General features: G+C 39.7%; 12 protein-coding genes. All 12 read right to left on the bottom strand.

Going from position 1 to position 14309, the window contains the following annotated elements; all coding sequences use genetic code 11:
• Positions 1-541: 541 nt before the first annotated feature.
• Positions 542-1207, bottom strand: coding sequence for a TVP38/TMEM64 family protein (locus H4J61_RS05840; protein ID WP_182184329.1), 666 nt, complete (start codon positions 1205-1207; stop codon positions 542-544).
• A gap of 359 nt (positions 1208-1566) precedes the next feature.
• On the bottom strand, positions 1567-3693 hold the full coding sequence (locus H4J61_RS05835) for a hypothetical protein (protein ID WP_182184328.1): 2127 nt from the start codon (positions 3691-3693) through the stop codon (positions 1567-1569).
• A gap of 45 nt (positions 3694-3738) precedes the next feature.
• Positions 3739-4392 carry a single-stranded DNA-binding protein gene (locus tag H4J61_RS05830; protein WP_182184327.1) on the bottom strand — a complete coding sequence of 218 codons (654 nt, stop codon included), beginning with the start codon at positions 4390-4392 and terminating at the stop codon, positions 3739-3741.
• A 134-nt stretch (positions 4393-4526) separates the two neighbouring features.
• Positions 4527-4868: a DUF3802 family protein gene (locus H4J61_RS05825; RefSeq protein WP_182184326.1), complete on the bottom strand. Its 342-nt coding sequence runs from the start codon at positions 4866-4868 to the stop codon at positions 4527-4529.
• 200 nt (positions 4869-5068) lie between these two features.
• On the bottom strand, positions 5069-5866 hold the full coding sequence (locus H4J61_RS05820) for a DUF1338 domain-containing protein (protein ID WP_182184325.1): 798 nt from the start codon (positions 5864-5866) through the stop codon (positions 5069-5071).
• Between the two features lie 277 nt (positions 5867-6143).
• Positions 6144-7616, bottom strand: coding sequence for a succinylglutamate-semialdehyde dehydrogenase (gene astD, locus H4J61_RS05815; protein ID WP_182184324.1), 1473 nt, complete (start codon positions 7614-7616; stop codon positions 6144-6146).
• 49 nt (positions 7617-7665) lie between these two features.
• Positions 7666-8682, bottom strand: coding sequence for an arginine N-succinyltransferase (astA, locus tag H4J61_RS05810; protein WP_182135957.1), 1017 nt, complete (start codon positions 8680-8682; stop codon positions 7666-7668).
• Between the two features lie 71 nt (positions 8683-8753).
• Positions 8754-9968 (bottom strand): aspartate aminotransferase family protein, encoded by a 1215-nt coding sequence (locus H4J61_RS05805; protein WP_182135956.1) that lies wholly within the window; start codon positions 9966-9968, stop codon positions 8754-8756.
• A gap of 485 nt (positions 9969-10453) precedes the next feature.
• Positions 10454-11599, bottom strand: a complete 1146-nt coding sequence (locus H4J61_RS05800; RefSeq protein WP_182184323.1) for an HDOD domain-containing protein — start codon at positions 11597-11599, stop codon at positions 10454-10456.
• A 125-nt stretch (positions 11600-11724) separates the two neighbouring features.
• Positions 11725-12333: an aminodeoxychorismate/anthranilate synthase component II gene (locus H4J61_RS05795; RefSeq protein WP_182184322.1), complete on the bottom strand. Its 609-nt coding sequence runs from the start codon at positions 12331-12333 to the stop codon at positions 11725-11727.
• A gap of 104 nt (positions 12334-12437) precedes the next feature.
• Positions 12438-13508, bottom strand: a complete 1071-nt coding sequence (locus H4J61_RS05790) for a biotin-dependent carboxyltransferase family protein (RefSeq protein ID WP_182184321.1) — start codon at positions 13506-13508, stop codon at positions 12438-12440.
• On the bottom strand, positions 13505-14308 hold the full coding sequence (gene pxpB / locus H4J61_RS05785) for a 5-oxoprolinase subunit PxpB (protein WP_182184320.1): 804 nt from the start codon (positions 14306-14308) through the stop codon (positions 13505-13507). Before pxpB ends, H4J61_RS05790 begins: the two co-directional genes overlap by 4 nt.
• Between the last annotated feature and the right edge of the window lies 1 nt (position 14309).

Below are 14309 nucleotides of genomic sequence, written 5' to 3'. Positions count from 1 at the left end.
AACGGATAACAAACCTTGGTAAAGTTAATACGGGTACTGAGTATCTGTAACACGCTATGCAAGTGTATCTCATCGGATGATTAGCGCTGACAATTGCGTATGCGCTATGAAAATCAATATTGTGTTACTACTACCAAAAAGTATCGACAAATACTTTTCCTTGTTTTTACTGTTTTAGGAATGGCCTTGATAGCCTTGAATTAAAAGGGGAGACGGTAAATTCAACAGTACAATGTCAGTGTATTATGCTCAGTATAATAATGCAATAACCCTAAACAATGTTCCCTGCTGCTGAGCTGAAATCAAAGTCTAAGTAAAACTAAAGTGCCAGTCAGGTAAGCTAAAACAAACTTAGCGGCATACAAATAATGGAAAAGTACTCGGCTTAACTGAGTATAGTTACATTTTTAATCATCAAATCAGCGGTGGAACACTTAATAAAAACGCTCATAAGTTACTGAATATTGAGTCACTTGTGGCAATTTTTCAGGCTTTAGCCGAATCTACCCACTCAATCTACCCACTTAATTTACCAAATTAACTAACTCAACGTTAACTTGTGTCGAGTTTTTCGATACAAGTAGCTACTCAGTAGTAGGGCAATGACCAGTAAGACAATGCTGATCATCAGTTGCTGTTGTCCATTGACTTGTAAGCCAGCGCCCATTAATGCAAATATAGTCATTTGCGGCATAAAGCCGAGTGCTGAGCCTAAGACATAAGGCTTTATTGGCGAACCTGCGGTACCTGCCAGAACGTTAGTGAGAAAGTTTGACCCAGCCGGTAAAAGGCGGATAGTCAGGGCTTTTAAAAAAGTGTTTTGACTAAAGAAATGGCTAACTTTCGCTAGTTGCCCAGGGTAATAATCTTGCACTTTTTTAGCAAATAATTTGCGCGCTAACATCAGGGTTATCAAGCAGCCCAAAACGGCCGCTAGTGTTGCTAAGACCATGCCATAGCCAGCACTGAATAAATAGCCAGCACTCAACGCCGCAACTTGTCGAGGCAAGCCAAGCGCCATTGCGGGGGCAAAAAGCAGGGTAAATATTAAGCCACCGAATAAGGTGGATGGAATGAAAGTATGCAAATAATTTTGCATACTCATGCCATAGTCACCGAGTAATAGCATCGCTAAGGTAAGCGCCAAAAGTAACGATATTATGCTGGCGAACAGGCTTAACCTTAATGCTGACTTTGTTTTAAACAATTGATTGCCTTGCCTTAGTTAAATATTAAACCCATGGTAGTAAAAGTTTGCCCTTAAGACGGCGGCAACTTTGTGTTTTATTTTTACCAATAAGTAGCGGTTATTGCTCGATATCAACACGAAAGCTAGCGCCATGATAAACATTAGTCACGCGACTGATGATAATACTGCCGTAGTCGTAGGCACTCATTTTCAAAAAGTATGAATACTAACAGGAAAAGTCGTCGCGACAAGGTTGGCATAAAGCAAGTCAATACGAAAAATTGGCCGCATTTTGCGCTGCTTTCTTAGTAAATACAAGCGCTGTTAACGAGTTAACCTATGGTTGAAATCATTGGTATTGTATTAAATATTCGGTATTAGTTGTTGGTTAAATTTTTTAAAATTTTTGTTTTGGCGATAGTAAACTCACGCTCATTTAAATAGCCTTGTTTTTTCATCATCACTAGTTTGTCTAAAGCAAGCACTAGCTTAGTGTCAATATTGCTTGCCTCTGCTTCGCTATTTTGCGCGTTTGTATTCATTATAAGGTTATCTTCAGCTGAGCTATCGAGCGAAATATCCAGACTGTGCTTTGCTGGTGTTGAATCATCTTCTAATATTTCGGCGCGTAACTTTTGTGCAGAAGTTGACTGTGTTGCCACACTATTAGCGGGCTTTTTACGGGGAACCTTAACTTTAATAGTTCGTTTAGGGGTTTTATCTGGGTTGATATGTTGAGCAAATAGCCATTGCCAGTCGATAACATTGTCGATCACTTTATTATATTTAAGTTTGGTATGACGCGTATCATCAACCCGAAAATACAGGCAAATTAGATAACGGTTTTGCTGATCATCGGTTAAGCATAATTGAATGCTTCTCTGTTTTTCATTAACCATTTTAAATCTATGCTCTTTCGCAAAAGCAGTCAGTACTTGATCTTCCAGATCATTTGAGAAGGTGGGTGTTGAATTAGCACTGATGGTTGAAATAACCTCATCGTTCAATAATACTTCACTGCGAGTTATTGTTGATAGGTTAAGGCTTAGTTCAGCCGTTTTGGCGTGGCGTTTATACAGAGATAGTGATTTTTTTGTCTTATCAAGCTCAAATTTGGCCCATTGTTCATGCAAAGCACTTTGTTTTTTAACGGTGTTTTTTTTAGAATACCAAAAATAGCCAGCGACAATAAAGCTCAATAAAAACATCAAAGCAAACGCACTCTTGTTATTCGAAGTGCTTAATGCATTATCCGTGATAGCTGTTTTACTGCTGACGATTTCAGGCACTTTAATGGTGTATAAGCGCTGTTGGTTATGTTCAAGCAACAACAGCTCGCCATTGTGGCTTTGATGTAAACTAAATTTAGCTGGTTCGTTTGCATTTGGTTTGATGAGTTTATGGTTGATATCTTGACTTTTATCGTCGCTACTCAAAATTGAAGGTAATACTATGGTTTGCAATTGCCAATTGTTTTCTATTTCGCTTAAGTGCAAGGCCTTACCCCGGAAATTTTCTTGTTCTCTTCCATGATAAAGTAAGGTTTTACGTTGAGTGCTTACTGCGGGTAAGTGTTTTTTTATCTGTGCTTGTGGGATAGCTTTTCGCCAGTCATCACCAATGTTCGCTGTGATGAGCACATTAGCATCGGGTTGGTTAAATTGTACCAGTAAGCTAGGCGCACTATTTTTTATCCAGTCAAAATGTTCAGTTTTTTGTCCCGCGATAAAAACAATTTCATTGTGAATATCAGCGATGTTTGTAAAAGGGTTATCGGCAGGAATGGTATAGCTATTTAACCCCTGTGTTCCTGGTTTGATACGCAGTATTGCGCCATCGTAAAGCGCTTCATTTTTCAAAGTATCACTGCGCGTCAGGGCAATAAAAAGTAAACCAAAATCATTGTGCCAAGGGGCAAGATAAGGGTTAAAACTTAATTGCTGAATATTTTCTTGCTGCCCAGCAATGGCAATACGCATAATTTCATGTTGTTGAGTCAGTTTAGGCATAGTGTTTCGTACACTCGATATTTGCCAGCGCATGATAACCGCGTCGAAAGGGACGTTAATGTTTGTGTTTTTGGGGCTTAACTTTGATCTGGTCTTTTGGCTGGCTTCGGTATGGGCAGTGTAAAAAGTGTGGTAGCCATCACGGTCACGATAGGAGAAATTTGGATCTAAGGTAATCGCAGTTAGTGCGATAATGCTGGGATTTTCTAAGGCTAATTTTAAATCAAAAAAAGCGGATTGAGCTATTTCGTTATTATTTAATTGATAAATATTCCCCGCTTTAGTGGCTATAAAATATTGATTTTTATCCCCTATAACAGGTAATACACTAAGCCATTGGTCATTTTTTAATGCCACTTTACTCAAGTTAGCGATCGCCGATAATTCCAAATCATTGGCGATTGGCGCTATGGCGTGTACCACTTGACTGAAAACGGCGACCAAGGTGCAAATAAAATACAGCTTAAAATGTTTAAACCCGTTATTTTTGTCCATAAAGTATTGAATTCCATATAAATTACTAATAAGCAGTCCATGCGTTTAGTGCTTAGCAAGTAAAATCGCTTGCTGTGCATCGATAAATTGATTTTTGTCCTTATTATTCAGATAGCTTAATTTTCCGTCAACTATTATTTGATCATTTCTTTTGCCATGTTCAGCAAGATAAAGTGCCTGTTTACCCCAAACATACACTGGGCGTTGTATTGTCACTACATGGCTTTGTTGAGTAACAGTGGAAAATATATGTTGTTTCGATTCCACAATGATTTCGGTTAAGGTTTTATTGTGCCCTGTGGTCAGGACGTTAATATCAGAAATAATATTGCCACTGCAATGAATTTGATTGATAGATTGTGCGTAACCTTTAGGGAAAGTTTGTGCATAACTCGCGTGGATAATTTCACGGTTATTTTTTTTACTATTAATTAAGTAGCCTTGCACTAATATAATGTCACCTTTATCGGCGTGAATAAGCGCACGTTCAACAATTTCACCGATAACTTTTACCGTATGATAGCTAGTCCATTCTTTAAATTTATTACTGGTTTTATCAAACCAACGACTGTGCGTCGCCAAGGTAAATTCAGCAAAAGCAATAACCGGATTGGCTTGATAACGAATCTCAGGTTTATTTACCAAGTTACCCAAGAGGGTTACGCTACATAAATGGTTTTGGGGTAATTCAGCTAACATAGGTCTACTTGTGATTATAGGGTATAAGTGATTAACAGGTTAATAATGCCTTATTACTGAGCCCCATAGCTGAAAAATTGCTACGGTAATATGGCTATTTTTCATAAAGCTCAACCGCACGGTAAAGGTATAAGCTAACTATGAATTTCAGTATCAAATAAATTTTTAATTAACATCGTAAATTCTTTAATAAAGGCTAACTGCTCGTTTGTCACAGAGTTATTAACTACACCGGACAATATTTCTTGTAAGTCATAAACAATGGCATCGGCTTCTCGAATAATAGTATTTCGTTGATTAAAGGCTAAGGTCTCGTTTTGATTACATAAGGTAATAATTTGTTCACTCATTTCTTGTTCTATTACCTCTAACACCGAGCTTTTGGCCTGTACGTTATGGGTGCTATTTTCAAATAAGCTTAAATTAGCGGTTAAATATTCAATTACATGAATATAACCTTCAGTATTGGTCACCATTTTATATATATCTCACTTTATTGTAACCCTACTCTACTCGTAAATTAAGCTGATAATCAAGCGGCTTTTTTACAGTATTCAATTGTTATGATAAAACAGTTAAAAAGAAGGGAAGCGCACAAGCCTAAGCTTAGCGTTTAATAGGGGGGGAGATTTGACACCTATAGTGTTAACCAAAGGCGTCATTATAATCTCAGGTATTAAGCAGCAGTATTGGTGCTTTCAAAAATTTTATCGGCAGATGCAGCAACAAAACCTGTGTAAAGTTCACCGTTTTCCATCGGGTAGCGTTTGGCAAATTCATAAAAACAACTTGGAATGGCAACAGTTTTATCTGAGAACTCAACTAAGGCATGATCAGCCATGGTGGAAGATTGCTCTAGTTTAACGGCTTCATCACCTTTGATTTCTCCACCGGCACTATTGAGCGTAAAACCGTTGGCTTTAACTTCGGCATTCACGGCTTCAATTGAGTCATAGTTTTCTAAGTGGTTAATGCTGACCGTAAAATGGTTGGCGCGGTAGCCCCAGGCAGCAACCCATGCGGCGTATTCACTTTCGGCCAACAAGTCTAGATATTCTTGGTGGCTAACTTGCCAATGAGTGCCTGAGTATAAAAAGCTATCAAGGTTAATATCCGCTTCATTAATGCCAGCAACCATTTTCTCAATAATAGCTTGTACGGGTAACGAAAACTCTTCTACTAATAGCTCACTGATAAATACTTTTGGTAAATTAGTGTCTGAGTGCTCAAAGTGTTTTGCGTATAGTTTTTTTGCCACAAAGTGGTATTCACCACATTCTTTGTAACCTAAGTTCAGCAAGTGCGTAGAAATTTTTGTGATATTTACTTTCGCAATATTAAAAGTGCGGTAAGCAACATGGTCGTTAATTAAATCGTCACCGGTACTTAACAGCTGGTGTAATTTATGAGCTGAAGGTGTGACTTCTAAGTAGTTTTGCCAAATGTTATTAAATAAATTTTTAACGTGTGTCATGTGAAAATCCTAAATGCATAAAGTAAATTAGTGTCAGTAGCGTAAGTTGGCTGAATGGTATGTAAGGCTATTTATTATTTAAACAACTAGTTAACTCAGTTTTTAACTTGGTCTTTAACTAAGCAAAACTCGGTAGGTAAATAATTTTTAGGACAGCACACTAGGTAACCACTCAGAACAGGTGGCTATATTTGATCGATACTTTTGAAAAAGCTGGGACGGATCCCAGCTTTTTTTAATGGACAGTGCAGTTTCATTTCAATTAAAATTTTGCAGATTACTTAATTGATAAACCAGGGCTTAATGTCGCTGGTAATGATACTTTTTCAGCTTCAACTGAAGCCACTGGGTAGGCACAGTAATCAGCAGCATAAAATGCGCTGGCTCTGTGGTTACCGCTGGCGCCAATACCACCAAAAGGTGCGGCACTACTGGCGCCAGTGATTGGCTTGTTCCAGTTGACGATACCAGCACGAATACGGCGGAAGAAGTGAGTATATAATGCTTCGCTGTCGCTCAATAAGCCAGCAGATAAACCAAATGCCGTATTGTTAGCTTCATTGATCGCGGCATCAAAGTCAGTATAGCGATACACTTTTAATAATGGGCCAAAATGCTCATCATCTGGCATACCTGAGATGTTGGTTACATCAACAATACCGGGTGAGATAAAACCCGTACCTACTTCAAGGTGCTTCATCATCACAAGAGATGTTGCGCCAAGGTCAAGCAGCTGTTGTTGTGCGGCAACTAAACTTAGCGCAGCTTTTTCAGAAATCATCGAACCGATAAAAGGTTGTTCTTCATCGTCAAAATAACCGATTTTAATGGCTGCTGTACTCGCCACTAATTTAGCTAAAATAGCATCGCCTTGTTCACCCGCTTCAATAAATAAACGACGAGCACAAGTACAACGTTGCCCTGTAGTAATGAAGGCTGATTGCAAAATGTCGTGTACTGCGGCATCGATATCACTGACATCTTTAACAACTAATGGGTTATTGCCGCCCATTTCTAGCGCTAAAATTTTACCAGGTTGGCCACCAAATTGTTCATGTAAAAAATGACCTGTAGTCGAACTACCGGTAAAAAATAAGCCATCAATTTGTGGGTGATTGGCGAGTGCTTTACCGGTTTCAACTTCACCTTGAACCATATTGATGACGCCAGCAGGAAGACCTGCTTGTAGCCATAACTTTACGGTTTCTTCAGCAACCATAGGCGTTAATTCGCTTGGTTTGAATACGATGGTATTACCGGCAATAAGTGCAGGAACGATATGACCGTTGGGCAAGTGACCAGGGAAATTATAAGGACCGTAAACGGCGACAACACCATGAGGCTTATGACGAATAAAGGCTTTTGCACCTGGCATTGGGTTTTCAACCGTGCCAGTACGTTCTTCATTGGCGCGTACTGAAATCGCTATTTTACCTACCATAGCGCCCACTTCTGTGCGGGTTTCCCAAAGTGGCTTGCCGGTTTCAAGCGCAATAGTGGTGGCGAACGCTTCTTTGTTTTCAGTCAGTAATTCAGCAAACTTCACGGCAATAGCAATACGTGCGTCAATGGTCATATTAGACCAAGTGTCGAACGCTGCACGCGCAGACATAACAGCTTCGTCAACTTGTGCTACAGAAGCGGTATTTCCTTGCCAAATAATTTGATTTTTAGCTGGGTTTTTTGAAAAAATTTCATGGCCTAAACCTGCTGTCCAGTGACCATTAATAAGTTGTATATTGTGTGACATAGTTGATTCCTCTGTGCGTTTATCGCTCATGAGTGTATTAATTAGATGATTAATTTGAAATTAGGCGCACCCAATCTCCTTCATTAACCATTAGCGCATCAGCAACCGCTTGCGATACCACGACTTGATTCGCTGTTTCACGTAATAACACGGCGGCTTGGGTTGCTCTAAAATCTGCTACTTTGCGATTACAAATAATATAATTATTGTCGGTTGCTACTTCGCCAATCAATACTTGGCATTGTTGACTTTGACAGACAGTTTTAACTAAGGCTGTTTGTGTTTCAACCGTTGGGCCGCCATCAAAAATATCGACATAACCACGACGGGAGAAGCCTTCAGCTTCAAGTAGTCTTAACGCTGGCACTGTTTTTGGATGTACCTTGTTAATCACCCGTTGTGCTTCTGGGCTCAACAAGTTGACATAAATCGGGTATTTTGGCATCAGCTCAGCAATAAATACTTTTTTACCTATACCGGTAAGGTAATCTGCCGTCGGGAAATCTAGCGAGAAGAAGTGCTCTTCTAGCCACTTCCAAAAAGGTGATGAACCGTCTTCGTCTGAAACGCCGCGCATTTCTGCGATAACGGTTTCAGCGAAACGTTCTGTGTGCTCTGCCATAAAGAGAAAACGAACACGTGATAAGAAGCGTCCGTTACTATTCTTGCGATGACTTTCGCTCAAGAATAAAGTACAAATTTCAGAGGCACCCGTATAGTCATTGCATAATGACAATGTTTCAACGGTATTATATATATTAAGCTCACGAGAGCTGTGTACAACCTTACCTAAATGGTAATGATAAAATGCATCATCCAAACCCACTGCCGCTTCAATGCCACTGGTGCCAACAACAGCGCCTGTTTCGGTATCCTCCATAACAAAGAGGTAACCTTCTTTACCTGGCTCAGTAACCGAGCTTTTGAAAGAAACTTCAGCGTGAGAAATGCGATTTTTTAGCAGTGTTTCGTTGACCGGTAGTGATGTAAAACCGTGTCCTGACTCCACAGCAATGCGATGAAGTGCATCATAATCACTGTTTTGAATAGGGCGTATAATAATCATAGAAAACTCTCAATGAGACGTTCAAACACCTAAGTATCTTAAGGTATTTGAACGCTATAATAATGAATGACTTATTTAGCTAATTTAGCCACGGCTTTTTCAAAACGCGCTAAACCTTCTACAATATCTTCATCAGGTATAACTAATGAAGGGGCGAAACGCATAATGTTAGCGCCGGCAATAAGGGTCATTAGACCTTCTTCCAGTGCCGCATTTAACAATTCTTTTGCTCGACCTTTATATGCTTCAGTTAATACCGCACCAATTAATAAGCCTTTACCACGAATTTCGCTAAACATATGGTATTTAGCATTAATCGCATTTAAACCGGCGACATAAAGTTTTGCTTTGGCTTTAACTCCGTCTAGCACTTCAACCGTATTAACGGTATCAAGTGCTGCTTCGGCGACAGCGCAGGCTAATGGATTACCACCGTATGTACTGCCGTGCGTACCTACTTTAAGGTGTTGAGCAATGTCATTTGTTGTGAGCATAGCGCCAATAGGGAAACCACCACCTAGTGCTTTAGCTGAGGTTAAAATGTCAGGTGTAACACCTAAGCCCATATAGGCATATAGCTCGCCTAAACGGCCAACACCGGTTTGAACTTCATCAAAAATTAATAAAGCGTTATGTTGGTTACAAAGTTCGCGAACACCTTTAGCAAACTCATCTGTTGGTGAAACAACACCGCCTTCACCTTGTAATGGTTCCATGACTACGGCACAAGTTTTGTCAGACATAAGGGCTTTTAAACTGTCTAAGTTGTTATATTCAGCATGGTCAATGTCACCAGGTTTAGGGCCAAAACCATCAGAGTAAGCTGCTTGACCACCAACCGTAACGGTAAAGAAGGTGCGACCATGAAAGCCTTGTTTAAACGCAATAATTTGTGATTTTTCTGCACCAAAGTTTTCAAGGGCAAAACGACGGGCTAATTTTAAAGCCGCTTCGTTAGCTTCTGCGCCAGAGTTAGCAAAGTAAACTTTATCTGCAAAGGTGCTATCAGTTAATTTTTTCGCTAAACGTAATGCCGGCTCGTTAGTCATCACATTAGATAAATGCCAAATTTTATTAGCTTGTTCGGTTAACGCGGCAACTAATGCAGGATGACAATGTCCTAAACAGTTAACGGCAATGCCACCAGCAAAATCGATAAACTCACGATCTTGTTGATCCCAAACACGTGAACCTAGACCGCGAACAGGGATAACAGCAGACGGTGCATAGTTAGGTACCATAACATCATCAAATAACTCACGATTTACTGGGAAGTGGTTAGACATTGTAAATTCCTCTTATATTTAGGATAGTATAATCAATAGTTGTTTATTAGCTTTGGGCGTCAACGCTAGCAAAACTAAATGAATTAACTAGTATGCATTATTTAACGGCAGGACTAATTAAAATAGGCACGAATTATGACAGAAAAAACAGGCAGTGTCTTGTCAAAGTGCGCTGAAGCCCTTGTAAAATAAAGGCTTAGCCGTTTTTATTCATTATTACTGCATAACTATGTTTGCTGTTTTTTTTCACAAAAATGGTCGAATTCATTAATTCAATGGCTGTGGCTAACGCCTTATGTCACTTAGGGTGAACTGCAATTACTGGCAAGGTTTCATAATTAATCAAAAATAAATTAGCGTAATTTAGCTTTTAGCTGACTTTATCGCCATTTATTTGAACGTGAGCGTAAGGAACTCAGCTGTTGCTAGTGACTGGAAGGGCAGGGTAAATTGACACAAACACTGCATTGAAAGGTCAATAGGCGCTAATTGAAGGTTAATTTTATATGCTTGATATCGCTTTTCTTGAGCAAGGCAATGTCATTTTTTGTTAGTTTACCCGCTGTGAGCAGTATTTTTGCTTCATCTGTGTTGATCAGATCTTCTTTTGCCAAGCTTCTAAAAGTGACATAAGCTTTGGCCTTGATGACTAGCTTAGCAATTGGGCACATGTGATCGATATTAACCGCGTAGGCTAAATCGAATAAGGGTTCAGTAATTTGTAAACGATCAAAACGCATGAGTTCAACCATATCTGCCGCCACTTTACTGCTGCGTTGAAGTAACTGCTCAAGTAATAATTCGGGTGCCACGTCGAGTGTCATTAAAGCATCATGGAGTTTTTTATCTTTACTTTCATAAGCGCTGCGTAACTCTGCATTATAAAGCTCACTATAGGTATTTAAAACCCCACAGGTAACCGCAAATAAGCCTAAGTTACTTAACATGCCGGCGGTGAAGGCGGTGAATTCATCTAAGCCTTGCTCCTTGGCTAATAGTTGTGCCGCTAGCGCGACCGATAAACTATCGTTCCATAGTTTTCTTTTCATTAAAGGGTAAGGTGTTGTTTGGGTGGGTAACCAATGTTTGAGCATAAACATGGGCATGACCAATTTAAGGTTGTCTAAACCAACATAGCTTAACGCCAAATGGGGCTCTGTTACTTGTATTTCTGAGCGTTTACGGTACTGAGGCTTGTTGACCAAATTGATTAATTCACTACATAACCAAGGTAATGTTTTCGCTAGTGGTGTGATGCGATTAATACTGGCGGCTTTTACTGCCAATATTTCCATAATAGAAGGTGCTGCATCTTCTATTTTTAACACATTCATGTAGAGGTTTTCTTTATTATCAAACTCTTTATCAACTTGGGCATTAACCCGCTTAAAAAACTGAGTCTTTACTTGTGTTTTAAAATGTTCTTGGCCATGTGCTTGAATGATTTTTTTTTTGTTAGCTTCTTCTTCTACCGCCAGTAACTCACGTCGACGGTGAAACTGCTCACTGTCTTGTTGCTTAGTCATATTTATTTTGCCACTTTTTAGGTTGGCAAAGTCTTTACTAATCGTCAGACTCAGTGCTCGACTATAGATAGCGTAAACTAATTTATTATTTTCAAATATTTGCATCAGGACTTCATTATCAGTATTCGTTATCAATTTATAATATTTTGTGCTCACTAGGTTATCGGCCTATTAAGCTGTTTCATTAGGATCTATTGATTTTTCGAGGTTTATATTTTTATCTTAAAAGCTTAACTGGGCTCAGCATTATCATCTATTTTATTTGCATATTGATCAATAAAATTTTGCAGTAATTGGTGACCCTGTTCAGTTAACACAGATTCAGGATGAAATTGTACACTGGCAATGGCCAAATATTTATGTTGCAAGGCCATGATGTCTTGCTGTCCATTTTCAGTGATCCAAGCAGTTATTTCTAGTTCATCAGGTAAAGATTGTTTATCAACAATTAAGGAGTGATAGCGTGTAACGGTTAATGGCTGTTTTAATGTGCTAAATAAGCCTTGCTCATTATGGCTAATAACACTAGTTTTACCGTGCATAACTTTGCTCGCTTTAACGACTTTAGCGCCAAAGTGCTGGGCAATGCATTGATGTCCTAAGCATACGCCTAATATGGCAATTTGGCCTTTAAACCTCTCAATTATCGCTAGCGATAAACCCGCCGCGTCAGGGTTACAAGGTCCAGGGGAAATAACAATATATTGCGGTGCTAATGCGGCAATTTCCGCTAAGCTGATTTCATCGTTTCTACAGACTTTAACTTCCTGTCCCAGTGCTTGAAAATAATGCACTAGGTTAAAAGTAAAAGAGTCATAATTGTCGATCATTAATAACAAAGCAGTACCTGCGTAAAACCAAATCGTAAAGCGGGCGCTATTCTAAGCTTTTATCGATCGCCATTCTACCTTTAGGTTATCTTTAGCGCTTGCTAAAAAATGTATCAGTATAGTTTTTGGTAAAATGCGCGTAATTGCTGCTGGGCTTGTGGGTAAGTAATTAAGGTGAATGCCACTTCCGCCCCAGGACGCATTTGGCTTAAACGAAATAAGTCGGTTTGCATTACGGTGCCAAGCACGGGATAACCACCCATGGTTTGTCGCTCTTTCATTAATATAATTGGTTGTTCGTTGTCAGGAAATTGCACCATGCCGTAAGTTACTGGCATTGATAATAAACACTGGCTGCGTAACGGCTGAGTCAGTATTTTTTTGTCTGGCGATGGCGATGAGGTTTGTGGCGACTTAACCTGTAGGCGATAACCCATGCGATTGCTATCAGGTGAAATAACATATTCAGTGGTTAAAAATTGTTGCTGTTGCGCGCTACTCATTTGTAAAAATAAGCGACTGGGCATAACACGTAAGGTCAGTTTTTGCTGCGGGTAAAATAAGGCTGGCGCCGTTGTCGGTCTATTTGCTTTTAGTGATTCTAGCTGAGTTTGTTGTGTTAGCGTGGCTTCAGCTAAAGGCTGATTTTTTGTTGAAAAATAAAGTTTACTGCCGACCCTTAACGCTTCGCCAGTGAAGCCTAAGGCCATTTCATTAACGGTTTGAGCTAAGCTGCCTAACCAGGGTTGTTGTGCTGTTTGGCAAGTAAAACCACCCAGTATGGTCAGATAACTATGTAACTGGGTTTTTGGCATAGCAAAGTCAATAATATCGCCGGCAAGTAATTGATGGCATTGCCAGTTATTGATAGTCACATTATTGATTTTAGCTTGGCAGTCAGCGCCCGTTATAGCTATGGTGCAAGCGGCATTGGCTTTGAAGCTGATTTGCCCTAAGGTTATTTCTATTGCGGCATCATTAGCTAGTTTATTATTTGTTTTGGCAATATTATGCACAGGCTTAATGCTGAGTTTATTCGTGATAAGTTTATTGGCACTAAGGAAAGCAAATTCGTCGGCGGCGCCACTGGCACTAAAACCAAGATGCTGAGCATTAAGACGGCCAAGATCTTGAATACTTGCTTGACCATTCATGGTGATAATTTCAAGGAAATTTTGTTTCATTCTGCTAAACCTTGTTCTAGTGCAAGAAATTCAGCTTTTGAAATAGCATAAAACTGCACATTTTGCCCAACCTGAATGCTGGCATTGAACTGACCATGGTGACTTTCATACATAGGTAAGGGGGTTTGGCCGATAATATGCCAACCACCGGGACTTTCAATCGGATAAATAGCACTTTGCTGCTCAGCAATAGCCACAGCGCCCTTAGGTACTTTTATGCGCGGCGAAGACTTGCGAGGCAGCTGTAAACTTTCAGGTAAACTGGCCAAGTAACAAAATCCTGGCGTAAAACCTAAAGCATAGCCGTGGTAAGTGTGAGCACTGTGCTGTTTGATCACCTCATCCATTGACATATTACAGCGCTTGGCAACGTCGGCTAAATCCCACTCTTGCTCACGGTCGTAGTAAACCGGTATTTTAATGCAATGCTCATGGGCCGCTTGATGGGCTAATTTATTGTTTGGATTATCATCTTGCTCATCGCCATTGCTGTTTTTATGGCTAGCGTTTTTGGCGACACGGTTAATTTTGTCGATCACTTGCAGGCTTGAGCTAAGTTGCGGGCAATAATAAACCATTAAACAATGATAGCTTGCCACTGTTTCTATAATTAACTCACCCAACTGCTGGGTAATCATAGCTTGTAAGGCAATAATTTCATTATGCTGTGTGAGCGATATTTTGGCTTGCCAGCTTAGTAATAAAGCGTTTTCTGCGACTAGGTCAATGGTAAAATTAACACCATGTTCAGTGCTATTGCTAACCTTGGCGTTAATACGCTCTCGATTATTACTGATCATA

It is taken from the genome of Colwellia sp. MB3u-4, from assembly GCF_014077065.1.
GTDB lineage: Bacteria > Pseudomonadota > Gammaproteobacteria > Enterobacterales > Alteromonadaceae > Cognaticolwellia.
Note: the sequence above shows the minus strand (reverse complement) of the source record. Positions and strands in the feature narration are given on the sequence as shown.

Bases quoted from the DNA above. Each gene is read 5' to 3' on its own strand.
- H4J61_RS05805 (WP_182135956.1), bottom strand. From the start codon at position 9,968: ATGTCTAACCACTTCCCAGTAAATCGTGAGTTATTTGATGATGTTATG.
- H4J61_RS05825 (WP_182184326.1), bottom strand. From the start codon at position 4,868: ATGGTGACCAATACTGAAGGTTATATTCATGTAATTGAATATTTAACC.
- H4J61_RS05830 (WP_182184327.1), bottom strand. From the start codon at position 4,392: ATGTTAGCTGAATTACCCCAAAACCATTTATGTAGCGTAACCCTCTTG.
- astD (WP_182184324.1), bottom strand. From the start codon at position 7,616: ATGTCACACAATATACAACTTATTAATGGTCACTGGACAGCAGGTTTA.
- pxpB (WP_182184320.1), bottom strand. From the start codon at position 14,308: ATGATCAGTAATAATCGAGAGCGTATTAACGCCAAGGTTAGCAATAGC.
- H4J61_RS05820 (WP_182184325.1), bottom strand. From the start codon at position 5,866: ATGACACACGTTAAAAATTTATTTAATAACATTTGGCAAAACTACTTA.
- astA (WP_182135957.1), bottom strand. From the start codon at position 8,682: ATGATTATTATACGCCCTATTCAAAACAGTGATTATGATGCACTTCAT.
- H4J61_RS05790 (WP_182184321.1), bottom strand. From the start codon at position 13,508: ATGAAACAAAATTTCCTTGAAATTATCACCATGAATGGTCAAGCAAGT.
- H4J61_RS05835 (WP_182184328.1), bottom strand. From the start codon at position 3,693: ATGGACAAAAATAACGGGTTTAAACATTTTAAGCTGTATTTTATTTGC.
- H4J61_RS05800 (WP_182184323.1), bottom strand. From the start codon at position 11,599: ATGCAAATATTTGAAAATAATAAATTAGTTTACGCTATCTATAGTCGA.